The 23,245-nt window shown below is 43.1% G+C and carries 23 protein-coding genes; all 23 read right to left on the bottom strand.

The genetic code is table 11. From position 1 onward, the window contains the following. Positions 1 to 42: 42 nt before the first annotated feature. Positions 43 to 1,344, bottom strand: coding sequence for a flagellar protein export ATPase FliI (fliI, locus tag ACZ42W_RS05070; protein WP_464168898.1), 1,302 nt, complete (start codon positions 1,342 to 1,344; stop codon positions 43 to 45). Further along, complete coding sequence (locus ACZ42W_RS05065) at positions 1,316 to 2,257, bottom strand: FliH/SctL family protein (RefSeq protein ID WP_464168897.1); 942 nt, start codon at positions 2,255 to 2,257, stop codon at positions 1,316 to 1,318. The genes fliI and ACZ42W_RS05065 overlap by 29 nt, the downstream gene beginning before the upstream one ends. After that, a complete protein-coding gene (gene fliG / locus ACZ42W_RS05060; protein WP_464168895.1) occupies positions 2,241 to 3,245 on the bottom strand; it encodes a flagellar motor switch protein FliG in 1,005 nt (334 codons plus the stop codon). Before fliG ends, ACZ42W_RS05065 begins: the two co-directional genes overlap by 17 nt. A 1-nt stretch (position 3,246) precedes the next feature. Beyond that, positions 3,247 to 4,848, bottom strand: a complete 1,602-nt coding sequence (gene fliF / locus ACZ42W_RS05055) for a flagellar basal-body MS-ring/collar protein FliF (RefSeq protein WP_464168893.1) — start codon at positions 4,846 to 4,848, stop codon at positions 3,247 to 3,249. A gap of 116 nt (positions 4,849 to 4,964) precedes the next feature. Continuing rightward, complete coding sequence (gene fliE / locus ACZ42W_RS05050) at positions 4,965 to 5,306, bottom strand: flagellar hook-basal body complex protein FliE (RefSeq protein WP_464168891.1); 342 nt, start codon at positions 5,304 to 5,306, stop codon at positions 4,965 to 4,967. A gap of 7 nt (positions 5,307 to 5,313) precedes the next feature. Beyond that, on the bottom strand, positions 5,314 to 5,844 hold the full coding sequence (flgC, locus tag ACZ42W_RS05045; RefSeq protein WP_464168889.1) for a flagellar basal body rod protein FlgC: 531 nt from the start codon (positions 5,842 to 5,844) through the stop codon (positions 5,314 to 5,316). Between the two features lie 9 nt (positions 5,845 to 5,853). Continuing rightward, positions 5,854 to 7,047, bottom strand: a complete 1,194-nt coding sequence (locus tag ACZ42W_RS05040) for a protein-glutamate methylesterase/protein-glutamine glutaminase (RefSeq protein WP_464168887.1) — start codon at positions 7,045 to 7,047, stop codon at positions 5,854 to 5,856. Next, positions 7,034 to 7,477 carry a chemotaxis protein CheW gene (locus ACZ42W_RS05035; protein ID WP_464168885.1) on the bottom strand — a complete coding sequence of 148 codons (444 nt, stop codon included), beginning with the start codon at positions 7,475 to 7,477 and terminating at the stop codon, positions 7,034 to 7,036. The genes ACZ42W_RS05040 and ACZ42W_RS05035 overlap by 14 nt, the downstream gene beginning before the upstream one ends. A gap of 486 nt (positions 7,478 to 7,963) precedes the next feature. Next, complete coding sequence (locus ACZ42W_RS05030; protein ID WP_464168883.1) at positions 7,964 to 10,144, bottom strand: chemotaxis protein CheW; 2,181 nt, start codon at positions 10,142 to 10,144, stop codon at positions 7,964 to 7,966. A gap of 373 nt (positions 10,145 to 10,517) precedes the next feature. Beyond that, complete coding sequence (locus ACZ42W_RS05025; protein WP_464168881.1) at positions 10,518 to 10,892, bottom strand: flagellar protein FlaG; 375 nt, start codon at positions 10,890 to 10,892, stop codon at positions 10,518 to 10,520. Positions 10,893 to 10,912: 20 nt separating this feature from the next. After that, positions 10,913 to 11,245, bottom strand: a complete 333-nt coding sequence (locus ACZ42W_RS05020) for a hypothetical protein (RefSeq protein WP_464168879.1) — start codon at positions 11,243 to 11,245, stop codon at positions 10,913 to 10,915. Positions 11,246 to 11,264: 19 nt separating this feature from the next. After that, positions 11,265 to 11,660 (bottom strand): flagellar export chaperone FliS, encoded by a 396-nt coding sequence (gene fliS / locus ACZ42W_RS05015; protein WP_464168877.1) that lies wholly within the window; start codon positions 11,658 to 11,660, stop codon positions 11,265 to 11,267. Positions 11,661 to 11,674: 14 nt separating this feature from the next. Continuing rightward, positions 11,675 to 13,492 carry a flagellar filament capping protein FliD gene (gene fliD, locus ACZ42W_RS05010; protein ID WP_464168875.1) on the bottom strand — a complete coding sequence of 606 codons (1,818 nt, stop codon included), beginning with the start codon at positions 13,490 to 13,492 and terminating at the stop codon, positions 11,675 to 11,677. Between the two features lie 230 nt (positions 13,493 to 13,722). After that, positions 13,723 to 14,148: a flagellin gene (locus ACZ42W_RS05005; protein WP_464168873.1), complete on the bottom strand. Its 426-nt coding sequence runs from the start codon at positions 14,146 to 14,148 to the stop codon at positions 13,723 to 13,725. Between the two features lie 77 nt (positions 14,149 to 14,225). Continuing rightward, positions 14,226 to 15,116 carry a methyltransferase domain-containing protein gene (locus ACZ42W_RS05000; protein WP_464168872.1) on the bottom strand — a complete coding sequence of 297 codons (891 nt, stop codon included), beginning with the start codon at positions 15,114 to 15,116 and terminating at the stop codon, positions 14,226 to 14,228. A 36-nt stretch (positions 15,117 to 15,152) separates the two neighbouring features. After that, positions 15,153 to 16,205 (bottom strand): pseudaminic acid synthase, encoded by a 1,053-nt coding sequence (gene pseI / locus ACZ42W_RS04995; protein WP_464168870.1) that lies wholly within the window; start codon positions 16,203 to 16,205, stop codon positions 15,153 to 15,155. Positions 16,206 to 16,324: 119 nt separating this feature from the next. Further along, positions 16,325 to 16,879 (bottom strand): UDP-4-amino-4,6-dideoxy-N-acetyl-beta-L-altrosamine N-acetyltransferase, encoded by a 555-nt coding sequence (gene pseH, locus ACZ42W_RS04990; RefSeq protein WP_464168868.1) that lies wholly within the window; start codon positions 16,877 to 16,879, stop codon positions 16,325 to 16,327. A 71-nt stretch (positions 16,880 to 16,950) separates the two neighbouring features. Continuing rightward, positions 16,951 to 18,039: a UDP-2,4-diacetamido-2,4,6-trideoxy-beta-L-altropyranose hydrolase gene (pseG, locus tag ACZ42W_RS04985; RefSeq protein ID WP_464168867.1), complete on the bottom strand. Its 1,089-nt coding sequence runs from the start codon at positions 18,037 to 18,039 to the stop codon at positions 16,951 to 16,953. A 35-nt stretch (positions 18,040 to 18,074) separates the two neighbouring features. Next, positions 18,075 to 18,809 carry a cytidylyltransferase domain-containing protein gene (locus ACZ42W_RS04980; RefSeq protein WP_464168865.1) on the bottom strand — a complete coding sequence of 245 codons (735 nt, stop codon included), beginning with the start codon at positions 18,807 to 18,809 and terminating at the stop codon, positions 18,075 to 18,077. 147 nt (positions 18,810 to 18,956) lie between these two features. Beyond that, a complete protein-coding gene (gene pseB, locus ACZ42W_RS04975) occupies positions 18,957 to 19,949 on the bottom strand; it encodes a UDP-N-acetylglucosamine 4,6-dehydratase (inverting) (protein WP_464168864.1) in 993 nt (330 codons plus the stop codon). Beyond that, positions 19,942 to 20,133, bottom strand: a complete 192-nt coding sequence (locus ACZ42W_RS04970) for a hypothetical protein (protein WP_464168862.1) — start codon at positions 20,131 to 20,133, stop codon at positions 19,942 to 19,944. Before ACZ42W_RS04970 ends, pseB begins: the two co-directional genes overlap by 8 nt. A gap of 3 nt (positions 20,134 to 20,136) precedes the next feature. After that, entirely contained in the window at positions 20,137 to 21,957 is a 1,821-nt protein-coding gene (locus tag ACZ42W_RS04965) for a motility associated factor glycosyltransferase family protein (RefSeq protein WP_464168860.1), read from the bottom strand. Positions 21,958 to 22,058: 101 nt separating this feature from the next. Then, positions 22,059 to 23,222: a flagellin N-terminal helical domain-containing protein gene (locus ACZ42W_RS04960; protein ID WP_464168858.1), complete on the bottom strand. Its 1,164-nt coding sequence runs from the start codon at positions 23,220 to 23,222 to the stop codon at positions 22,059 to 22,061. Positions 23,223 to 23,245: the final 23 nt, after the last annotated feature.

The raw sequence follows: 23,245 nt of genomic DNA, 5'->3' as shown, positions 1-23,245 counted from the left end.
AACGGAGCAATGCAGCTCGCCGCTGACCCAAGCAAATTCGCTTTACTGCATAGCCACCTGCATCTGCCCAATCATCTCTTCGAAGGAGACCTTCTCCTCGATTCCTTGTCTAAGGAAGCCATTGATTCCGTCGATATGCTGAATCGCCGCGTCAATTCGAGGATTGCTCCCGGAGACATACGCTCCAATGTCGATCAGATCCTTCGCATCTTGGTAGACGGCTAAGTATTCGCGGAGTTTCCCGGCGAGAACTTTATGTTCTGAGGAAACAATATCATTCATGACCCGGCTGACAGACTGAAGGGTATCGATGGCTGGATAGTGATTCTGCATGGCCAGGTCTCGAGTAAGAACGATATGCCCGTCGAGAATCCCACGGACTGAATCTGCAATCGGCTCGTTATGATCATCCCCATCGACAAGTACTGTGTAGATTCCTGTGATGCTTCCCTGCTCACTCATTCCGGATCGCTCCAGGAGCTTCGGTAAGAGGGCAAATACGGAAGGGGGATAACCTCGAGTTGCCGGGGGTTCACCAGCGGTTAAGCCAACTTCCCTCTGGGCCATGGCGAAGCGGGTGACAGAGTCCATCATAAGAAGGACATCCTGACCTTGATCCCGGAAATACTCGGCGATCGCGGTCGCGGTAAAAGCGGCCTTAAGACGGACTAATGCGGGTTGATCAGAGGTTGCAACGATGAGTACCGAGCGCTCCAGACCTTCTGGACCGAGATCCTTATCGATGAAATCCCTTAGCTCGCGACCCCGCTCTCCGACCAAGGCGATGACATTGATACTGGCCGTGGTATTTCGGGCCATCATGCCAAGGAGGGTACTCTTACCCACACCCGAGCCAGCGAAAATTCCTATCCGCTGTCCCCTACCAATTGTGAGGAGTCCATCGACAGTACGAACTCCAACGCTGAGCGGGTCGCGAATCCTCGGTCTTAAAAAAGCGTTCGGTGGGGCGCTTTGGAGGGGATAATCCTCTGCGGTATTGAGCGGTCTGCCATCCAGTGGGCGCCCTAATCCGTCCAAAATTCTTCCCAAGAGAGCCTTCCCTACCCCTACCCTGAGCTTATGCTGTTGGGGAATGACTCGATCACCGGGTGCAATTCCTTCGAGTTCAGCAAGAGGCATCAGAAGAGTTGTTGAATTTCTAAAACCTACAACTTCTGCAGGGACCTTCTGCCCCTCTCGAGTTAGAATGTGGCAATATTCTCCGACGCTGACCCGTGGACCGTCGGATTCAATCATAAGTCCGACTATTTTCGCCACACGTCCCTGGGATAGAACGGATTCTATATTCTCTACCTTAGCGACCAGCCTGTTCCAATCCGTCATGCCTTAGCTCCTCTCCCAGGAGTTGTTCGAAGCTGTCTAATTGCGCCTCTAGACGTGCATCAAAGATCCCTTCTGAGCACTCTAGGAAGCAATCCCCTGGGTTCAGGGTTTCATCCTCGATAAGAGGAATTCTTAACCTGTCTTCTGGCGGAAGTTTCTTCAACCATTCAGCGTCCTTAGAGGCGACATGAAGCCTCCACCCTTCCCGTTGTTCAGGGAGTAGGGCTAAGGCACGTACCCTATGGAGTAAATACTCCGGATGCTGTCGGAGATTGGCTCGGACGATTCTCTCCGAGACCTTCAAGGCAAGGTGGAGAAGAATTTCATCGACTTTAGCAAGCTCTTCTTGCACAGCCCGCGTCGCAAGTTGGAAAAGGTCTTTCGCTTCATTCTTAATCTTTTCAGCTTCATTTTCCCCTTGCTCAAAGCCTTCTCGCAGCCCTTGGGCTAAGCCTTGTTCATGTCCATCGGCATAGGCCTGCTGGGAGACTTCCTCGTAGAGTTTTGCCCGGTATTCCCCTGCTTCCGCTCGTGCCTCGGCCTGAAGTTTTTGGGCATCTATTTGCGCTTGAGCAAGTGTCGCCTCAGCCTGAGCGAGAGTCTCTTGAGCCTGAGTAAGAACCTCTTGGGCCTGTGCCTTAGCTTGACTCAGAATCGTCTCCTCTTCTGTCGTCCAATTCTTCGCAACGATGTGCAATTTCCCTGGCTCATCAAGATCCCTACTTGAGGAACTGTCATCAGGCTCTGAGGAATAAGTATTCTCTTGTAGGGAGAACTCCAGGCAAGTATCTCGCACAACCGAAAGGTGCTCCCCAAGGAATCGAAATTCTCCCGCCTGACACTCCACTAGTCGAGGAATGCACACCTCGACTGTATTGCTTTTTACGACCCGTGCTCTAGTAGATAATTTCATCACTGCCACCTCTTGAAATCACGATCGCGCCAGTTTCTTCGAGTCGGCGAATTACTTTAACAATACGCTGTTGGGCTTCTTCCACATCGCGAAGACGAACTGGGCCCATGAACTCCATGTCTTCCCTAAGGTTCTGTGACGCCCGAGCAGACATATTGGCCATGATCTTCTGAGAAACTTCCGGATTTGAACCTTTAAGGGCCAAGGCCAAATCTTTAACATCCACTTCACGCAGTACGAGTTGGATTCCTCGGTCGTCAAGCATGACGATATCTTCGAAGACAAACATTTGACGTTTAACCTGTTCAGCAAGTTCCGGATCATCGACTTCTAGAGTATCCATGACTATTTTTAGCGTTCCTGGGTCACTGCGGTTTAAGATATCGACAACGCTCTGTATTCCACCCGAGGAGGTATAATCCGTAGGAGCGAGACTGGAAATCTTACGTTCTAAGATTTTTTCGATTTCCTTCAGAACATCTGGGCTTGTTCTCCCCATTAAGGCAATCCGTTTTGTCACGTCAGCTTGTCGATCCTGAGGCAGACTAGATAACAGGGTAGCCGCTTTATCCGAGGGAAGATGCGTCATGATAAGTGCGATGGTTTGCGGATGCTCACCTTGGATAAAAGAGAGGAGTTGTTTAGGGTCAGTTCGTCGCACTAAATCAAAGGGACGCATTTTCAGGGAAGAGGACAAGCGAGTGATGATCTCAAAGGCCCTCTGTTCGCCTAACGCACGTTCCAAAACATCTCGAGCATACTCAATCCCACCCTGAGCAATGTAATCATTGGCTACACACATCTGATGGAATTCATCCACCACCACGTCACGCTGTTCAGATGAAATCTTACGGACATTGGCCATCTCTAGGGTCAATTGTTCAATTTCTGTATCACCCAAATGTTGGACCACATTGGCTGATTTTTCTGGTCCTAAAGCGATCATGAGAATCGCTGCTTTCTGAATTCCCGATAGGCCTTGGACCATTTTAACGTTCCTCCGCTAACCAAGTTTTTACAAGACGAGCCACTTCGTCCGGATTGTTCCGGGCATAGAGCTCGACGGCTTCCTTGATCTTCTGGCGCTGAATTTCCTCAGCTGATTTTTGTTTTTTCTGGGCAAGTTTTAAATCAGCTTCCTGCTCCGCTTCCTGCTGGGCTAGCAGAAGTTCTTCTGCTGCAGCTAAGGGGACAGGTTTAAGCTCTTGACCAAGCCCGAAGGGCATATTCTCCTGCTTCCGTTTAGATCTCATTCTAAAGATAAAAATCAGAAAAAGGATTCCCAGGAGTGCTCCAGCTGCGAGTTCAATATAAGTGCGCATTTGCTCTTTGCGAGCAGCATCTGCGAATTCCTTCTCTTGCTGCAGTCGACCAGTCTTATCAAAGGGAAGGGCGGCGACTTGGATCTCATCTCCCCGAGCTTCGACGATTCCGACCGCAGACGAGACAATCGTTTTAATCTGATTGACCTGTTCTGCACTGACCGAATCTGCATCAAGCATTACAGATACAGAGAGGCGTTTTATATCTCCTTGGTTTCGAACTCTCTGTTCTTGAGTGCTATCAACCTGATAATTTCTAGTACTACTCGTTTTTTCTGAAGTGGAAGTCGTTCCATTGGCGACTGGGGTCTGGTACCCTGGAACATTTGTCGTCACACCTGGAACCGTTCCTGCCCCAACTCCATTGGTCGTTTTCTCTGAAGTGTTCGCTTCACTCACCACGGCTCCTGGTCCATTGATTACAGAATTCGTCGTGACTTTATCGAAGTCCAGTGTGGCATTCGCGCGAACCACAGTTTTACCCGAGCCAAGCACCTGATTCAGCATACTTTGTACAGACTTCTGGATGTTATCATCCGTGATTTGTTTTAGCTGAAATTGGGTAGCAGTCATCCGCTCGGGTTCATTTTTTTGCCCAATCACATCAGAAAGCACGTTTCCACCCGTATCCACGATCGTTACATTCTCCGGATGCAGTCCTTCAACCGAGGAGGATAAAAGATTAGCTATGGCACGAACCTGATCATCTGCAACTTTTACGCCTGGATTAAGTTTTAAAGTAACTGCTGCTGTCGTTGCTTTTTCTTTCTCGACAAAAAGAGTCGGCTCCGGCATCACGACATGCACTCTGGCATCCTGTACTCCGGTTAGACTCTTAAGCGTTGTTTCCAATTCATTTTGCAATCCAAGAATATAACGCAGTCTCCGGTCGGCCTCTGTCTCTCCCACCCGCATCTGATTCAAGCTATCGCTCCAACTGAATTTACTTCCTTGGGGCAAGCCCGCATTGGCGAGCTCCAAGCGAATCTCAGGTGCCTGTTTTTGAGGAACTAAAATGGAAGAACCGTTATCTGCAAGTTGATAATCCACTTTCAGATCTTTTAATTTCGTGGTGATCGCTCCGGCCTCTGTGTCTGATAACTTTGTAAAAATCGCTACATATTGAGGGTGGCTTGCCCAATAGAGTAAAGAAAATAAGGCAATTGCTACAGCCAGAGGAGCGGCCACAGTAATGACCTTTTGTGGGCGAGAGAGCTTGCCCCAAAATTCACGGATAGATTTTTGTATTCCTGCCCACGAAAATTCCAATTGAATGGCTCCTCCTTTCGGTTAAAATTACCAAGCTATAGACCCCGATATCTTGATGATTAATGTCGTATTATTTTTATAGAAGGAAAAATAGGAGTGAGTATTATCTCGCTGATTTAAATCTGCATTCTCGTAATCTCATGGTATGCATCCAAGACTTTATTCCGAACTTCGACCGTCATGGATAACGAGAGGCTTGCTTTTTCCAAAGCGACCATCGCCGTATGTAGATCCTGAATCTGCCCTGTGGCTAAGCCCACGCTTGCTACATCGGCATTCTTCTGAAGGGTGTCTACTTGCTGTAGAGCCTCTGTTAAGAATTGGCTAAAATCAGAACTTGCCTTAGCTGCTCCATTTCCAGTGGCAGAAGGCACGGATTCTTTCTGTTCTATCCCTTGAACCGGATTCAGGCTATTAAGAAACACGGGGTTCAAAGGTGGAATAGCACTGATCGCCATCTAAAGCTTACCCCCTTCCAATTTCAAGTGCTTTACTCATCATCGATTTCGAGGCATTCATTGCCGTTACATTCGCTTCATAAGCACGAGAGGCTGATATCATATCCACCATCTCTGTAACGATATTGACATTAGGCATACGGACGTATCCTACAGGAATCCCCTCTTCTGCCGTCTGGGCTGCATCAGGGGACTCTGGATTATACTCCATGCGAAAGGCAGCAGGGTCTTCCAGAACCGCTTGGACCTGTACACCATTTCCATTAGCGCTCGCCGATGGTAGTTTTTGAGGAAGCGTATTTCGATTAAGTGAGTTCCCCTGTAAGGTTTGGTTGAGTGTTTCCGCAAAACTGGTTTCCGCAGGTCTGGGGACAAAGAGGGCAACTTGACGACGATAAGGGACAGGGTTCCCACCCGGGGTCGATTGCGCCGTCCGAGTCGTATTGATATTGGCAATATTATTTGATATCAGGTCGAGGCGCAAACGCTGCGCAGTCAACCCGGAGGCACTGATATCCATCGCTCCAAAAAGGCCCATTAAATCTGATTACCTCCTTTGAACACATTCTACGATATTTCGGCCAATTTCCCCGAGGGGAATCACCCGATCAGCAAGTCCCGCGTCCACAATGGCTCGCGGCATCCCGTAGACGACACACGTTTCTTCTGCTTCAGCGATTGCAAACCCTTCCGAGGCTTTTATCTCCCGCATTCCTTTAAGACCGTCATTCCCCATCCCTGTCATAACCACTCCCAAGGCTCCTTTCCCGATTTCCTTAGCCAAGGAAAGAAACATCACATCCACCGAGGGATGATATAGAGTGGGAATAGGCGAATCCTCTCCGATATGTAGAAAGAGTTGACTCCCTCGACGTTGAATCTGAAGTTGCTTTCCTGCGGGTGCAAAATAGATGGTCCCAGCCTTCAAGACTTCCCCATGAACGCCTTCCCGGACATTCAGTGAACAGAGCCCATTGAGTCTCTGGGCTAAAGGTCCGGTAAAGCCCGGAGGCATATGCTGTGCAACAAGCACCGGAACAGGGAAATCTGCAGGAAGTTGTGGTAGTACATTCTGTAGGGCAGATGGCCCCCCTGTAGAAGTTCCGATGGCTACGATTTCGATTGGATGCTTAGGTAGCACCCCCTGTGATTCCGTGAAGCGAGTTTTTGTACTCCCAGGAGGTAAGGCCGTATTCCCAAGGGAGGACGTAGTTCCTGAGGGTATACCAGAGGTATAAGCACTAATGGTTCCAGTCGTTGTTGTCGGCCTTGTGGCAGGCTTGGTTTTAGGACGATTAATTGTTCCTCTTTTACCCAATCGACTAGGGTCTACTTGAGCTGCCGCCTTCACCTTGGCAATAAGGTCTCGAGCGAGGGCCTGTAAGTCAGCACCTGGCCCACCTGAAGGTTTCGCCACGACATCAAAGGCGCCAGCGTCTAAGGCCTTTAAAGTTGCCTGTGTTCCCTCTGTTGTTACTGCACTTAGGATTATGACCGGAGTGGGCTGCCAACGCATAATTTCATCGAGGGCTTGAAGGCCATCAATGACCGGCATTTCTACATCCATCGTTACGACTTGGGGACGGAGAGATTGTAGCTTTTCAATCCCGTCTCTCCCATCGCGTGCCGAATCAAGAACTTTGATTTCCGGATCTTGATTCAAAATCTTCTGTAAGGTGAGTCGCATGAAGGGAGAATCATCGACAATGAGTACCGTGATGGGTGAATTAGGCTGATTCATGTCCCATCTCTCCACCCATGATGTAATCGAGATTAAGAAGAATCAGGAGTCTTTCTTCAATTTTTCCAACACCAAGGATGAAGTGTGAATCCATACCTAACGCGACTGGCGGTGGTGGTTCAATGGAATCCGTATCAAGACGAAGGACTTCGGTCACTGCGTCTACACGAATACCAAATACTTTATTCTGAACTTGTAATACGATAATCCTGCTTAGATCGGTTTCTTCCACACGATCCATACCAAAGCGGTTACGTAAGCTTACTACGGGAATGACATTTCCACGTAAATTAATAACCCCTTCGACATAGCTGGGGGCTTTTGGTACCCGCGTGATGGGTGGGATACGGATAATTTCTTGGACACGCATGATGTCCACGCCGAATTCTTCTGAACCAAGGCTGAATGTGACAAGTTGTTCTTCTGCCATAAAGTCACCCTCCTCTTCTTACTTGGGAGTATTACTAATTTATCAGGATTTTTTAAGGTAGGTCTCCAGGATTTTGCTTTACACCGTTCTCTCTGTAAGTTGCGCGGACCAATCTAACGCTCAAGTCCTTCACTTCGACGGGTACATCCTTCACCGTTTAGAATCATCACGGGTTTGCGGCTTCGGCAACCCCCCCCTTCAGCCGTAAAGCTATCTCTTAAGCATGCGGCTTCGGGCGAAACCCTCCACCGGAGGCTTTCGTCACTGGAGGCTTTCGTGGCTGAATCGCCATCCATGGCTTATTAGCCGGTTGGAAACGTCCATGTTTCCAACCCGTCTCCGCTGCATACTTTTCGCGAAGATTGGTAGCCGCTCGCTTAGAAGGCGCTCACTAATGTAAAGCAAAATCCTTGGGTTGTTTCTTACAGATATACTTATGTATTCATTAACTGTAGCTCTTAAGTATATGGCTTGTTAAATTTTTTATTAGCTCTTCCTCGTGACTAAGATATCTTGAATTAAGCTTCCAACATCGAGAATGAGAGTGACTTTTCCGTCACCGAGGATGGTGGCGCCGGCGATGCCAGGTAAATTATTGAGGAAGTCGCCGAGGGATTTAATAACGACTTCTTGTTGTCCGCGGAGGCCGTCGACGATGAGGCCAAGGGCTTTATCTCCGAGTCCTACGACAACAACAAATACTTCCTCACTCTCTTCTTCCAATGCGGGAAGTTCAAATTTATCTCGGAGAGAAATGAGCGGAAGGGTGTTTCCACGGAGTTGAACCATGGGTAATCCACCGACAGCTTTGATATCCTTTCTCTCGACGAGCAGGGTTTCTAGTACCGAGGATAAAGGAACTGCATAAATCTCTGTTCCGACTTCGACTAAGAGCGCTTGAATAATCGCTAAAGTCAAGGGTAGACGAATAGTAAAGGTGGTTCCTTGTCCTACGCGAGTCGTGATATCAATCATTCCTCCGAGGTTATTCAAGGCTTTCTTTACGACATCCATTCCGACTCCACGACCGGAGATGTCTGTGACCTTTTCAGCAGTGCTAAAGCCGGGGAGGAAAATAAGGTTCGCAATATCTCGCTCATCAAGCTCTTCACGTTCACCAATTAAGCCTTTTCTTATGGCTTTTTCCCGAATTAGATTGAGATCTAACCCTTTGCCATCATCAGAAATGAGAATGGCGATATGGTTACCTTCATGGTATGCATCGAGAGTGATCTGTCCAACTTCGGGTTTCCCAGCGGCCCGACGCTCTTCTGGAGTCTCGATGCCATGATCTACAGAATTTCTAATGAGATGCATTAAGGGGTCGCCTATCACCTCGGTGACTGTTTTATCAAGTTCTGTGTCTTCTCCTTTAAGCACGAGGTCAATCTCTTTATCGGTTTTTCGTGCGAGATCGCGAACTAAACGTGGGAAACGACTAAAGACCGTTCCGATCGGTACCATGCGAAGACGCATGACACTCTCCTGAAGGTCATTCATTAAACGTCCTAAATAAACGTTGGTTTCATTTAAGTTGTTCACAAGGCCATCCATACGATGTGCTTCTTTAAGATCTAGTCCAATCTGAACCAGTCGTGTCCGTGTAATGACCATTTCTCCTACAAGATTGATAAGGTTATCCATGCGAGCAGTATCCACACGAATCGTATGTACTTGGGTATTCCCCTCATTTGTTGCTGCATTGGCATTGACTGGCTTAGCTGGAGCAATAGCAGGCGCCACTTGGGTGAGTTTAGTGGTTTGTGGAGCTATTTCGTGTACAGCTTTAGCAGGCGGAATGGTTACTGTCTCTTCAAGTGCAGAAGCTGCAGCAATCTCTTCCTCGCCGCCCCGTGCTTCCTGAACATCTAAGCCGAGATAAGGGTTAACAACGACATCGGCGAGCTCAGAAACTCCAAGAAGTTCCGTACGAATCTCCTCTGGGGAATCATCTGAAAGCGCAAGCAAGGCAAAACCATCTGGAGAGCCCACTTCTAAATCTTCTATACTCGGCAGGAGTTTAACCAATTTACCCAAATTCTCCATACGCTGCATTGCCATCACGGCCCGAACAGCTTTCATCAAGGTATTCGGGACAAACTTGACATCCACTTGGTAGACACCATGACCCATAGACAGCGCATTTGAGATTTGATCTTTTTCCTCTGCTGTCAGTTGAAAATCTACAGGGGTGTATTGATTATCTTCAGGTTCTTGCTTAGGGGTTTTTTCATTTTTGTCAGGTGAAACCCGGACCTCCCCGTTAATCAGTGCTTTCATCTCATCCACCAAGTCTTGGTACTCGAGTGAAATTTCCTCTCTGTGTTCGACTTGATTTAGCATGGCCTTCACACGGTCCGTAACGGCTAAAAGAACATCAACCATGGATAGAGAAACTTCTATCTGCCCCTGCCGTAAACGGTCGAGCAAATCCTCCGCTGCATGTGTCAAGGCAACGATCGAAGTAAAGCCCATGGTTCCAGATGCCCCTTTTAAACTATGTGCAGAACGGAATAAATCATTAATGAGTCCGATATTGTTGCCTTCCTTTTCAAGTTGCAACAAGCCTGCTCCCAATTTGTCAATCTGTTCCTGAGAATCTAACAGGTAAAATTCCAGAAACTCACCAAGGTCCACCCCGAGTTTTTGATCCTCTTCTTGGCTCATGCTTAGTCCCACCCCTATCTTTCGAAATCCGGATTACTTATTATGACAAATTCCATTAGAACACAAATGTATATAACCTATGTAAATATCCTAATTATCCTTAAGAAGCACGATTACAGAGTGCTCCAATTTTCTTTATTCGCCAAGATAGCTATAATTCCTCCAAGTAAGGAGAATATTAGCAAATCTTTGATGATGCTTTACATAATACTAGCACTTCGATATAAAAGGTGTAAATCCCCCTTTTCGACATTATTCTTAGGACTAAGGTCCCTTTATTTTAGGACTCTCAGGCAAAAACCATCAAAATACTCTCAAAAAAAAACACTCTGAACAAATATCAGAGTGTTTACGCATAAACTTAACAATATATCTATACTTTTTGATCGACCAACAAACCTGCTATGTCTGTCAGGGAATGGAGAAGTTCTAAAACTCGCTTGGGAGGCATCTCCTTTAAGACGTCATCTGTGTCCTGATCAATAACCCGAACCATAATCTGATCAGACTCTTCGTTAAGGTCAAACCGTAAGCGTTTATCGATAAGACCCATCAAGCGATTGAGCTTATCTGTCGCCTGCTCGACATCTTCGCGAGGAATCTCCTCACGAGCTGAAGGTAATTCATCTTTTCGTTCGACGATAGGTCTAGGAATATCCTGCGAACGTTCGAGCTTTTGACCGGGATAAGTATCTATGGGCATGACAGTGGTCTGCTTATTTGATTGAATTGGCTCGATCAATTCCAATTCCCCCTCTATCAATCCAATTATCGTTCCCAGTTGACTCTACTAACTGAAGCATTACCCACGTTATTGTAAACTTCTGATACCTGATGGTGTAGCTTCGCACGACTATGCTTCAACTGCAAATCATGGAATATGACTTGATTCTCTCTCTCAACTTTGGCGAGCAAACTCAACCCTTTCGGCGAAAGTTTGAAGCCCTCGTCCGGGGTCTCTTCAATGATGGTCTGCAGGCGTTCCCGCTGATCCATTAGTTCGTAAAAGAGCTCCATATCCTGCTTATTAAGGAATTTCAACATCTCTTTGGTTAGGAAAAGGTAATCCTGCCATAAGGCTTGAGCTGTCTTTTCAGCCATCACTTCTCACCCATTCCTATTACTTTCCTGCTGCCCGAGCGACTTGAGTTTGCTTCATGGCACCAGCCCAGGCATCTCTCATTTCCTCTAGTATACTCTTCGCCTGTTGCAGCAGCTCTATATCTTTTTTGATATTGCCCTGAATAAGGCAATACTCTGTGTATTCATAAAGTTGAGCCCAAGTTTGTGAGATTTCGTAATTCATGTCTAGCGTATACATGAATTCGCGTACGATGTCTTGGACACGAAGATTAGCGTTGTGGGATTTTGGAAAATCGCCTTGTTCCATTGCCTGGATACTTTCGTTCAGGAAACGTAAGGCTCCGTTATAGAGGAGTAAGGTTAGTTGCTCAGGTGAGGCAGTCATAATCTGCTGATTTTTATAGGCATTTGCCATGTTCATCTGTGAATTCATCTTCTTATTCCTCCTTAGCTACCTAGCTGTTGTGAAAGCCAACTGCTTTGTTGACTCATTTTACTTAGTGCGGTTTCCATGGCATCGAACTGTTTATAGTAACGATCTTCGATATCGCTTAGACGATCATTCATAGTTATTAGGCTCTTATTGTAGCTAATTATTTGCAAGGCCAAACTGCTTTTTGTGTCATCAGCAATCGTACCACTATAACCGCCCACGGTAGCAATCTTATCCATAGAGGTCTTTAACGTATCATAAAAGCGGACGGCCACACCCTGGTTCGCCCGAGTATCACTACTTGTACTAAAGAGCTTACTAACAACATCGGGGTCCTCTTCCAGAGCTTTCTTCAGCTTGGTTTCATCCAGGTAAAGCTTGCCCCCTTCGGAATAATCTCCTGTTGTTACACCGATTGACGCCAGACTATTATATTTTCCAGTGAGGCCACTAATGGGCGTGGAAATATCACTTCGTAATTTGTATACTGCGTCTTGCAGAATGGAATCACGACGAAGCATCCCGCTTTTCGCCTGTTTCTCCCAGTCTGTTATTTCTGAATCCTTCATCTCTTTTTTCTGTTCACTCGTAAGTGGCAGGTAAGTCGAATATTTCTCTTCTTTCAGCTCGCCGTTGATTTTCTCCAGTGTTGCATTATATGAATCGATGAAAGCTTTGACATTTGAGATGGCCTTATCGTTATCAGCCGAAACAACAATATTAGATGAGCCTTGTGCCTTGAGATTATAGGTCACACCAGAAATTGTGAAGGCGTTGCTAGTCTGAGAAAGATTCACGCCATCCAAGTTAAACTGAGCATCTTTTCCTGTTTGGTTCGAAGTTGTCTGGGATATATCTAGATTTAATTTATCATTTAAGAAATCAATGGCCGCTTGGTCGCTTCCTGCGACACTTAGTGTTCCACTGGTCGATTTAAGAGTGAATAGTCCACCAACATAGCTAGCATCGGCGTTAACACCAGCATCATCTATTTTACTAATTAGGTTGTTTAGCGAATCGGTGTTGTTAATCGTGATATCTTTAGTGATAGTACCATTCGTCAATTTTAATATGAAACTACCTGTCATTCCCAATTGTGAAGATAGCGAAGCATCAGCATCTGTTAGACCGATATCTGCACTGCTTGTCTGCCCAGTTGTCGAAAACGATGTAACATCGGCAAGCTTCAACGTCTTATTAAGAAAGTCTAAGCCGTCTATGTCGACAGTACCCGAGAAGTCCAGGCCAACATTTGCCCCCGATCCAGACGTATTTATAAAAAATCGATCTAAGGTAGCATCATAGTTAGCCTTTATGCCAATGCCAGCATCGTTTATACTTCTGACAAAATCATAAACACTCTTGTTTGTATCCACTTGAATGGTTTTCGAAGCTGTCCCGTTTTTGATAATAATCTCATAGGTTTCATCTGCTGCCAATCCAAACTGAGTACTTAAGCTCTCTTTACTAGCCATTGGTACGGATATTCTTCCGGCGCTTGTCAACTTAGCGCCTTCAGCAAGTTGTGTCACACTAATTGTATGGCTGACATTGGCTGCATCGGAGTTAGCAGTTGCTGAAACAGTGCTTTCCGCCGTGGAGGAGATACTTTTGGGCATCAATGTATTTTGCAGCTTATAATTAAAAGCTGTGGTATTGCGAAAATTACTGAGCGTAGTATACATCGAATTGTAATCCGCTTTTTTCCATTCCAGCTGGGTCTTCTTCTGCCATACCTTATCATATGAAGCACGACGCGCTTTCATTAAATCCTTGACCATTTGGTCTACATCCATTCCTGAACCGCTTAGACCATAAGTCCGCATAACCATCAAAATTCCCCCTATTTTCAAGATGAATAGTTTTCTAATTTATCCGATGGCATCTTACAATTGCCAATACCAAATCAAAATACACTCATATAGTGATTATCGGAAAAATAGCCTCAATACTTTAGTCTAATGAACCTAAATAATTTTGAAAACTGAAAGCAAAAAATACAAAAAGTCAGAGACAAATGTCACTGACCTTGTGATGTCTGTATTGAGTTTCCTCTAAGCAATTAACGTAGAAGTTGAAGAACGCCTTGAGGCTGTTGATTTGCTTGGGCCAGCATGGCTTGAGCGGCTTGAACAAGGATATTATTTTTTTGGAAACCCACCATCTCTTTCGCCACGTCTAGGTTACGGATACGCGACTCACTTGCTGTTAGATTTTCCTCTGCATTGCTTAAATTCCCTATCGTATGTTCCAATCGATTTTGAATGGCTCCGAAGTAACTTCGGGCGCTAGATACTACACCTATAGCAGCATCAATAGCACTATTGGCGGCTTCAGCTCCACTAAGTGTTGCGATATTAGCGGTCGTTAGCCCTAATGCTGATGTCCTAAGATCACGGCATTGGAAACTCACACTTCGTCCAGCATTTGCTCCCACTTGAAATACGATATCCCCTGAATCAGCTATATCTATTTCGTTTAATTTCATGGTGTGAGATCTTGGTTATTTAGATAAATCAATTACTGTATATAAGCGTTTCTTACTTTCTATTACTGTAGATTTTATTAGTCTAAAAATCTAGTTGCTACTATAGCATTTTGACTTAACAGGCACGGTATATCTCCAATTACCGGATATGCTAGAAGGCTCTCTTTTGAAAAATAGGCATTATAACTTTTCTGAATCTCAGTTTTAGTAATCGGACAGCATAATGGATTTAATTCTTCTGAATTAATATCTTTTTCAATTATCATTATTCCAGTAGGGTTCAAAGCATTTGAACTTACTTCAAAGAGCCTATGTTCTATAACTTTATAGCCAAGTCGTCTTGCAGTTGTATACAAATTAGTTATATAACCCTGACTTAAGATTCTTGCTCTTGCTTCTTCATTTGCAAATTCATATGATGGTTCTAATAGTATTAAATATTTCTTAGTGATGCGATAAAGTTCTATGAGAGCCTCTTCTTCTCTTCCACCATTCGGTTCAATGGAGTGAGAAGTATATACGATGTCAATCGAGTTATCTCTTAGTGGTGTGCAAAATAAATCAGCTGTAAATAGTTCAACATCATTTAGATTCAATCCATCTAAAAATCTCTTCGCATATTTTACCCTCGACCATGATATGTCAAAGCCATAACATTTCTTTGGTTGCTGAGTAAGACTTTTCAACAACGGGCCAAGTGTAGTACCTTCCCCAACTCCAACTTCTAATAATGAATTAAATTCACATAAACTATTTATGATATTTGCAAGATAAAAACAATATTCCTTAGTAAACTCAGGATTTTCTAGATATTTCTGTATATACGTACCAGCTTGAAAGTCGTAGCTTATCAAAATATCTTCAACCGAATTATGCTCACGCCCATCTATACCCTTTAGATATTGTATAATATTAGTTTTCTCTTGATATAATTTACTAATCCTACTTAAAAGCCTCAGTTTGTCCAATTTTACCTCCTAAAAGCTGATAAATTTCTAAAAATCTTAACCTATTAATCCCCATCCCACTGGTGTCCCTTTTTTGACTGGTTGATTTACCTTCTTGCCCAATAGAATTTCGTAATATTTGGAGGGCAACCCAAAACCAGGCCTAATTACACGCAAATTGTCAGGTGTAAATATATCACCTTCTAACATATCTTGACCTATGTACAAAGAGCGACGAAATTGTAAAGACTTTTCTTCTTTTTCTGTGGGGCCATAATGAACAAAACCTAGGGCCTCCCAAGCCCTTCTGCATTCTTCGACCAAAGACTTCATTTCTTTTGGTTCCAGCGAAAATTCAGCATCTACCCCTCCATCGGATCTCGACAGAGTAAAGTGCTTTTCAATAACTGTCGAACCAAGCGCAATACTTGCTACAGCAGCCCCGATGCCTGGTGTGTGATCAGATAATCCTACCTGACATTCAAAGAGTTGTCTCATATTCTGAAGAGTAATCAAATTTGAATTTTTAGGTGATGCAGGATAGTTGCTTGTACACTTAAGCAAAACGACTTCACTACATCCATTCTCCCTCACGGTACGCAGAGTTTCATCAATCTCAGAAACAGTTGCCATACCCGTTGATATAATCATTGGTTTTCCTGTGGAGGCGACTTTTCGCATAAGGGGAAGATCAGTATTTTCAAAGGATGCAATCTTATAACATGGAACGTTCAACGATTCCAGGAAATCAACGGCAGTTTCATCAAAGGGCGTACTGAAACAAATGAGGCCTAGTTCTCTGCAACGATCAAAGATAGGTTTATGCCATTCCCAAGGAGTATATGCCTGTTTGTACAGATTATAAAGAGAGTTACCCTGCCAAAGGTTCTCAGGGTCATCAATGTGAAATTCTCCTTGGTTAATATCCAGGGTCATGGTTTCAGCTGTATATGTTTGCAATTTTAAGGCATGAGCGCCTGCTTTAGCTGCCGCTTCAACAATTGATAAGGCCCGTTCTAAAGACTGATTATGGTTTCCGGACATTTCAGCTATAACGAAAGGCTCATAATCCTTTCCTATTTTTCTTCCTTCAATCTCAAACACTTTCATCTGAGTTCTCCTTATTCTTCCTTACACAAAAATTCTGGTGCGTCAACCCCGATAATGCTAGAACTTCTCCACCTTGCCATTAATGCACTCCATTGAGTGATCTTGGGAAAGTCCAACTTTCAGTTTTCCCTACCCTCAATAATTATTTTATCGTATTCTACCTTAGTTCTAAGCTCCGACCACTCACTTCTTAATATCCCCATGACTACAACATCGTGATACTTGTTTCCCTTCTTAATATGCTGTTTTAAGACACCTTCGACTTGAGAACCACATTTTTTATGAAGGTTTATTGCATGTTCATTAAAGGCTAATACCTCCACTATTAATTTATTTAATTCTAATTCATGTAATACATAATCGTAAATATTATACTCTATTGCCTTTCCGATACCCCTACCGCGTAAAGATGTATCCGCAATATAATGCCCCCAAGAACACCTACTATTTCTGTAATCTATATTCGTCAGATTTATAGTGCCAATCTTAGTATTCTCAAATTCAATCATCCAGTGTTTACACGTTGGATCCTGGTTTATGGATTGAAACCATTTGTATTGCATTTCCATAGTTAACTTTGGTTCAGTATACATATATTTGGTTACATCTGGTTGCATCCGCCAGTGCATCAGTGTTTCTAGGTCTGCTTCTTCAATATTAACCAATTTAAGCATCTGCCCTAACTCCTTTTTGCGCCAAATATTGAGTTCAGCATTTTTCACCTTAATCTTGATTCACTCCACACTTAAGAAATTCCCTTAATCAACTGTTCAATCCCTGAAGCATCTCTAACTTCCAATACATCTAGGGCCTTTATTTGCATTTCTACTATCTTACTAGGTTCGATAAGAAATCCTTCAATAACTTCATTCAACATAACTGTATTTACTTTCTCATACCACCCTAGATTCCAAATTGCCCCCAAATCAGCAACTGCTTGAGTTGTTTCCATTTGATTCTCAGCAGTTACGGTTACGATGGACGGCAAGCCCAAAAAACATCTCTCCCAGGTTGTCGCCCCCCCCGCTCCAAAAGCTAGGTCGGCTATATTCATCATCTCCGATATATTCGAAACTTGACAATGATAATTAATATTCGGTCTCAATGAACATAGTTCCCTAATCCGTTCTTTACGTGGATTAGACTGACCAGTTACCACGTTAATCTTTATCCTTGAGTTTACACACTCACTTATTGTCTTTAAACATTTCTCAGTCTCATTTGTCGTGTCTGCTCCCCCATAGAACACGAGGAGATTGGAAACCTTGCCCGTTCTGACTCTCATATTCTTTCTGGCTCTATAAAATTCTTCTCTTAACAAGAGATAGCGAGGGCCTAAAAATATAGAACAACCCTTAGGAACCAATCCTTGATAACGCTCCTCCATGTAATGATAGTAATTCTGATCTAGTAATACATCACAGTCATGACGCCGATTTGCCAAGTCATCAATCACCATGATCTTATTTACCTTCGTCCGCAAACTCGACTGCCACCGATAATCAATACCATATTGATCAACGATTAACCAATCAATCGTCCTCCCATACCTTTTGAGGGCACCCATAGTTTGATTCGCATCTGATTCCCAGGTGGTTCCCAGCCACACCTGCTCTGGGTAGTTAAATATCGGTTTAGTCGCTTCATTACTAGGTAGGAGATACACCTCAAAACCCCTACTTCTGATATACTCCGATAGATTTCCAGGGAAATCCCGGCAAACAAAACTTATATTTGCACCCTGTAACCTTAATCGATCTGCCAAAGTCAGACAACGCATAATATGTCCGCTGCCAATAGTTTGCGAGGCGTCAGCACGTATAACCACTAACATATGATCAACTCTTTTTCTCCGGTTATTAAAAACCGTTACCTTATCTTCTTCTGCTCAATCTGCGCATTAAGATAAAACCAGCTCGGATGAGCATTCATTACAGATAGGACGTCTTTCAATCCAAAAGCTTGATTTTTAGGATATAGTGTTTCCAAAATACGTTTAATAAGCTCAAAGTCCTCCGGAGTATCCACCGTCCACCGATGATGGCTTTCATCACCTGGATAAGCTACATTAATTAAACGAAATCTCTGGTTACTGTCATAAATATATGGGGTGACATGCTCACGTAGTGCTTGCTCAGTCGCTTCCATATAAGCCTTTTCCAAGAGACTGAATGGGAAAACCTCTGTGTCCATCCCCCTAGGATAAGTTCTAGCTAAGCAATTCGAAACATAGTCACAGCTTTCCACGTGCTCTTGATACATACCTATCACATCATCAACTACTTCAGGATCAATGAGAGGACAATCCGACGTGGTTCGCACCACGACATCTAAACCATACTCTTGCGCTGCGCCATAGTATCTTGAAAGGACATCCTCCTCAGAACCTCGAAAAACTTTTACTCCCATACGCTGACATAAATCAACAATCGGCTGGTCCGCTCCATTCGTAGTTGTTGCAATAATAATTTCGTCCGCACGACCAACCCGACGTAGTCGTTCAATTTGATACTCAAGAAGTGGTTTATCCATCACATTCTTCAGTACTTTCCCAGGTAATCGGGTGGATGTCATTCGGGCCTGTACAATTATTCCAACCTTCATTTTAAAACCTCTCTGACTGTATGATTATACAATACTGGTCATCCTATCTCTCAATCGTTGGCCCTTGAGTTGAACAATCAGACCTCAAGATTCCTTCTACCGCCAAAATATCGTCGATAATATGCTTCCGCCCATAGGGAATTTGATTCATAGTTGCTCATTCATCTCCCTTAACTGTTCAACAGTAAGGAACTCTGAATTTGTCCCAGATTGATATTCGAAACCTTGCTCCACTGGTTTCCCTTTTTCTCCAATCGCATCAGTCTCATAATCAACATTAAAAGTAAAGCTTATAGTTGGTTTAATTACGTAATGTTTATCAAATTCAAGTGTCAAGTGTGAGTCATCAGCAGGAACCATGATTTCATGTAATTTCTCTCCTGGTCTGATACCTATAATATCTATTGGCATATCAGGAGCCATCGCTTCAACTAAATCCGTAATTCTCATCGAAGGGAGCTTAGGAACAAAGATTTCGCCTCCATACATCCTTTCAAAATTTTGCAAAACGAAATGTACTCCATCTTGAATCGTAATCCAAAACCTAGTCATCCTTGGATCAGTAACAGGTAATACTGTAGCACCTTCAGAAATCATTTTTTTAAAAAATGGTACAACAGAACCGCGCGACCCCACAACATTACCGTATCGAACAACCGAAAACCGTGTCCGATGTCCCCCAGTAATATTATTAGCAGCAACAAATAGCTTATCTGATGCTAACTTTGTGGCCCCATAGAGATTAATTGGATTAGCTGCTTTATCAGTGGACAGTGCGATAACCTTATCCACTTCATTTTCAATAGCAGCAGTAATAACATTTTGAGCACCATGAATGTTGGTTTTAATACATTCCATGGGATTATATTCGGCTGCTGGGACTTGCTTCAATGCAGCGGCATGAATGACATAATCTACACCAAGCATCGCTTGTCTAAGTCGCTCTGCATCTCTCACGTCCCCGATAAAATAACGCATTTCCGATGAATTAAAAATCTGTTGCATTTCAAATTGTTTCAGTTCATCCCGGGAGTAGACAATAACTCTTCTAGGCTTATAGTACTCTAGAATAGACTTTACATACTGCTTCCCAAAGGAGCCGGTCCCCCCGGTAATTAGAATTGATTTATTATTAAACATCTAACATCACCTTTTTATAATGCATATAGATTTCTTCTGTCATCCTAGGGCTAATTATAGCATGACTATCGAATAAACTGCTTAGGTTTCTTACGATATCCGGCGCTCCGATGGCTCCGGGTTTACACCAATCCCAAGGCTTATTTGTAGACTTTAGGCATTTCAGGGTTACAAATGAATTCATTTGTTACTCATTGGAATGTTCAGTACTGTTCCAAGGAAAATTTTCCTGAATCACTTGGATAATTAGCCACATCGTATTCTCCATCATCTCACAAAGCTCAATCTGAACATCTAGATTCTCCTTCAAGCTTCTCAAAGAATCTACTTCTTCTATAGCATGGAACTTCTGCAAGAGTATAGCCAATGGGCCTTGAATATTATGGTATAATAATTGGTCTGTATCTATTAACTTTAAAAAAACATCGGTTTTCTTCATTGTTTGATATATCTTTTTGACTCTTTTCTCTGGCATCGAACCTACCCAATCTTGACTATACTTTTTAAGTACATTCAAATGATCAGCAATGTTAGACTGCAATCCTTCCAGATTCTTAAGGTAATCATTCATTTTATCTTCCACTGAATTCCAATCAATAGAACAATTTGGAACCTTCTGCATCCTTTCTAGCACATTACATTCTTGGATGCAATACTCCTTTACAACATCATTAAGCGGACGCTGGACAGTACCCTCAATTTTTGCCCCACCTTCAGTCGCATTGATAATTAATCGATCAGTCTTTTCAAACATATTTTCAAAGATATGTTTGAATTCCATCCAAATCTTACGAGTCTGAACTTGACCTCCGTAGTACCCTGGAATCAATAACCCTTTATCCTCTTGATCTAGCGGCTTTGTATCATATACAGTACCGTTAGCGTGTGTCCCATTCTTCCCATATGCAAGATCCTGACCTACCATAACAATGGGTGAGGCTCCAACATGAAGTGCAAAGCCTGCTGCGATGTGTGCACAAGAAGCACCCATCCACATAAAATAATCTTGAGTTAAGCCTAGTTTCTCGCTAAACCAATAATACTCACGGACATTAGAACGCATCGGTAAAACCGCTTTACATTTAAACTTTTCAATAATTCTTGGATCAGCAACTAAAGATGATACAAGGTAGAGATTGGAGGGATATTCTCTATTTTCGTAAAAATATTCCCACACTATAGAGCCTCGTTCAACAGTACAGATAAAGTCCGGTGTAATCCCATTGTCTAATAATTTCTGGGCAATAGTATCTACGGCAATAATCATCCCTTTTCCTTGTACTGCTTTTAATTCCTTAATATTTTTATCTAGTGATGGTCCTGCTGAGATTACGAAGGCAGGAACTCCTAAAAAATTATTTTTTAAGTTTGCAATATTAACATTCTCAGTCAATGATTTTATATTGTTCAGATTATTAATAAGTCCAATAAGAGAATCTTGAATTGAATTACCCATAATAAAACTTCTATTTTTAATAGCGGTCCCTATTTTATCAATATACTTATTAACTGAACCGCCATCATATTTTCGATAGTATGAATTAAGGTAGAAGGTAATATTTTTAAGTAAATAGAATAGCTTTGTTGAAAAAAGAATCTTAAATAGATTAGATAGCTTATCCGCTATTTCTGTAACAATGAGATAATTTAAGTTTTCAATCACCTTAAAATTTTCATAATACAAAGCGTGTTGAAAGAAGTATGGATTAGGTTCGATTATTACAAAAAGTGATTCCTTATGTGCATGTCTAGCGACTTTTCGAATTTCTTCTAAGGATCCAATACCAAATAGAAATACTAATTGTCTCAGATTAGGATTAGGCAAATGGGTTTCATCAATCACTTGGTCAATGATAAAAGGTCTGTCATCGTAACCATAGAAAATCTTGACTCCCTCTTCATCCGTACCAAGATAGTTAAAGGGAGCTTCTCCTGTTTCCATTTCCGCAATGAAATCCGGAGCATTTCTTTGACTAATTATTGCAAGATTCTCTTCAAAAAGGTTCACTGCGTTCCCTCATTTCACATTATCGAGTCTAGTGAATATACAAAATGCCCTCAAGCTTAGAGGGCATTTTGTATATATTATGTTTATTATACTTGATATTCTTATCGTAAGAGTTGAAGAACTCCTTGAGGTTGTTGGTTAGCTTGAGCTAACATGGCTTGAGCAGCTTGGGAAAGAATATTGTTCTTCTGGAAGTTCATCATTTCCTTAGCCATGTCAACGTCACGAACACGAGATTCAGCAGCAGTTAGGTTCTCACTGGAGGTTCCGAGGTTGTTAATGGTGTGTTCAAGACGGTTTTGTGTAGCACCCATCTTAGATCTTTCAGCAGAGACAAGTTCAATAGCGTTGTTGATACTGGTAACAGCAGCTGTAGCATCTTGATAGCTACTTACATCAAGAGCATTTACACCGCTACGTACACCAATGTCAGCAGCTTTCATGCTGTTAATTCCGATAAGGATGTTCTGTCCGCTATTAGCACCGATTTGCATGGATAGTGATTTGGTTGCATCAAACTTAGCATCTTCATACTTAGTGAGGCTAATGGTGACGCTTTCACCAACTTTTAGATTGTCAAGGTTAGTCAAATCAATTACAAAGTTACCCATGTCGATTTGCGCCATACCACTTGAAAGCGTTCCACCAATGCCATTAGGGTCACCAATACTAAAGTCAGCAGCAGTACCTGCTGCACTAGTAATCTTAGTACGAGTGATTATGATAGTACCCACTTCATCTACTGCAGAACCGTCAGCTTGACCCGCACTAAGAGTTGCTTGTACGTCAGCTGTAGTATTAAGCTGAGTGGTAACCGCACCTTTAATTGTATCACGTAAACCTACTTTAGAACCATCAAGGAGTTTTGAAGTATTAAACTCAGTTGTATTGGCAATTCGGTCGATTTCATCAGTTAATTGGTTAATTTCCTTTTGGATTTCGCTACGGTCACTTGTTGCATTAGTATCATTGGAAGCTTGAACTGCTAGTTCGCGCATCCGTTGAAGAATGCTGTGAGTTTCGTTGAGAGCACCTTCAGCAGTTTGAATTAGTGAGATAGAGTCTTGAGCGTTACGGCTAGCTGTGTCTAAGCCACGAATCTGACCCCGCATTTTTTCAGAGATTGCAAGACCTGCAGCATCATCTCCAGCGCGGTTGATACGAAGACCTGAAGAGAGTTTCTCTAGGGATTTAGAACTGTTAGTGTTGTTGGCAGTCAGTTGACGATAGGTATTGAGCGCAGCCATATTGTGGTTAATAATCATGTGTATATTCCTCCTTGATTTTG

This window comes from Desulfitobacterium elongatum, from assembly GCF_055378975.1.
The sequence above is the reverse complement of the archived record's forward strand: the minus strand, read 5'-3'. Positions and strand labels throughout refer to the sequence as shown.

What these genes read in the sequence shown, in the direction of transcription:
- ACZ42W_RS05005 (WP_464168873.1), bottom strand. Translation starts at nt 14,148, where the DNA reads ATGAAATTAAACGAAATAGATATAGCTGATTCAGGGGATATCGTATTT.
- fliE (WP_464168891.1), bottom strand. Translation starts at nt 5,306, where the DNA reads ATGGCGATCAGTGCTATTCCACCTTTGAACCCCGTGTTTCTTAATAGC.
- ACZ42W_RS05040 (WP_464168887.1), bottom strand. Translation starts at nt 7,047, where the DNA reads ATGAATCAGCCTAATTCACCCATCACGGTACTCATTGTCGATGATTCT.
- ACZ42W_RS05065 (WP_464168897.1), bottom strand. Translation starts at nt 2,257, where the DNA reads ATGAAATTATCTACTAGAGCACGGGTCGTAAAAAGCAATACAGTCGAG.
- ACZ42W_RS05035 (WP_464168885.1), bottom strand. Translation starts at nt 7,477, where the DNA reads ATGGCAGAAGAACAACTTGTCACATTCAGCCTTGGTTCAGAAGAATTC.
- pseG (WP_464168867.1), bottom strand. Translation starts at nt 18,039, where the DNA reads ATGTTAGTGGTTATACGTGCTGACGCCTCGCAAACTATTGGCAGCGGA.
- ACZ42W_RS05020 (WP_464168879.1), bottom strand. Translation starts at nt 11,245, where the DNA reads ATGGCTGAAAAGACAGCTCAAGCCTTATGGCAGGATTACCTTTTCCTA.
- pseB (WP_464168864.1), bottom strand. Translation starts at nt 19,949, where the DNA reads ATGTTTAATAATAAATCAATTCTAATTACCGGGGGGACCGGCTCCTTT.
- flgC (WP_464168889.1), bottom strand. Translation starts at nt 5,844, where the DNA reads ATGGGCCTTTTTGGAGCGATGGATATCAGTGCCTCCGGGTTGACTGCG.
- ACZ42W_RS04980 (WP_464168865.1), bottom strand. Translation starts at nt 18,809, where the DNA reads ATGAAGGTTGGAATAATTGTACAGGCCCGAATGACATCCACCCGATTA.
- fliI (WP_464168898.1), bottom strand. Translation starts at nt 1,344, where the DNA reads ATGACGGATTGGAACAGGCTGGTCGCTAAGGTAGAGAATATAGAATCC.
- ACZ42W_RS04970 (WP_464168862.1), bottom strand. Translation starts at nt 20,133, where the DNA reads ATGAATTCATTTGTAACCCTGAAATGCCTAAAGTCTACAAATAAGCCT.
- fliG (WP_464168895.1), bottom strand. Translation starts at nt 3,245, where the DNA reads ATGGTCCAAGGCCTATCGGGAATTCAGAAAGCAGCGATTCTCATGATC.
- fliD (WP_464168875.1), bottom strand. Translation starts at nt 13,492, where the DNA reads ATGGTTATGCGGACTTATGGTCTAAGCGGTTCAGGAATGGATGTAGAC.
- pseI (WP_464168870.1), bottom strand. Translation starts at nt 16,205, where the DNA reads ATGAAAGTGTTTGAGATTGAAGGAAGAAAAATAGGAAAGGATTATGAG.
- ACZ42W_RS04960 (WP_464168858.1), bottom strand. Translation starts at nt 23,222, where the DNA reads ATGATTATTAACCACAATATGGCTGCGCTCAATACCTATCGTCAACTG.
- ACZ42W_RS05030 (WP_464168883.1), bottom strand. Translation starts at nt 10,144, where the DNA reads ATGAGCCAAGAAGAGGATCAAAAACTCGGGGTGGACCTTGGTGAGTTT.
- fliS (WP_464168877.1), bottom strand. Translation starts at nt 11,660, where the DNA reads ATGAATTCACAGATGAACATGGCAAATGCCTATAAAAATCAGCAGATT.
- pseH (WP_464168868.1), bottom strand. Translation starts at nt 16,879, where the DNA reads ATGCTTAAATTGGTTAATATTGAAGAAGCAGACCTAGAAACACTGATG.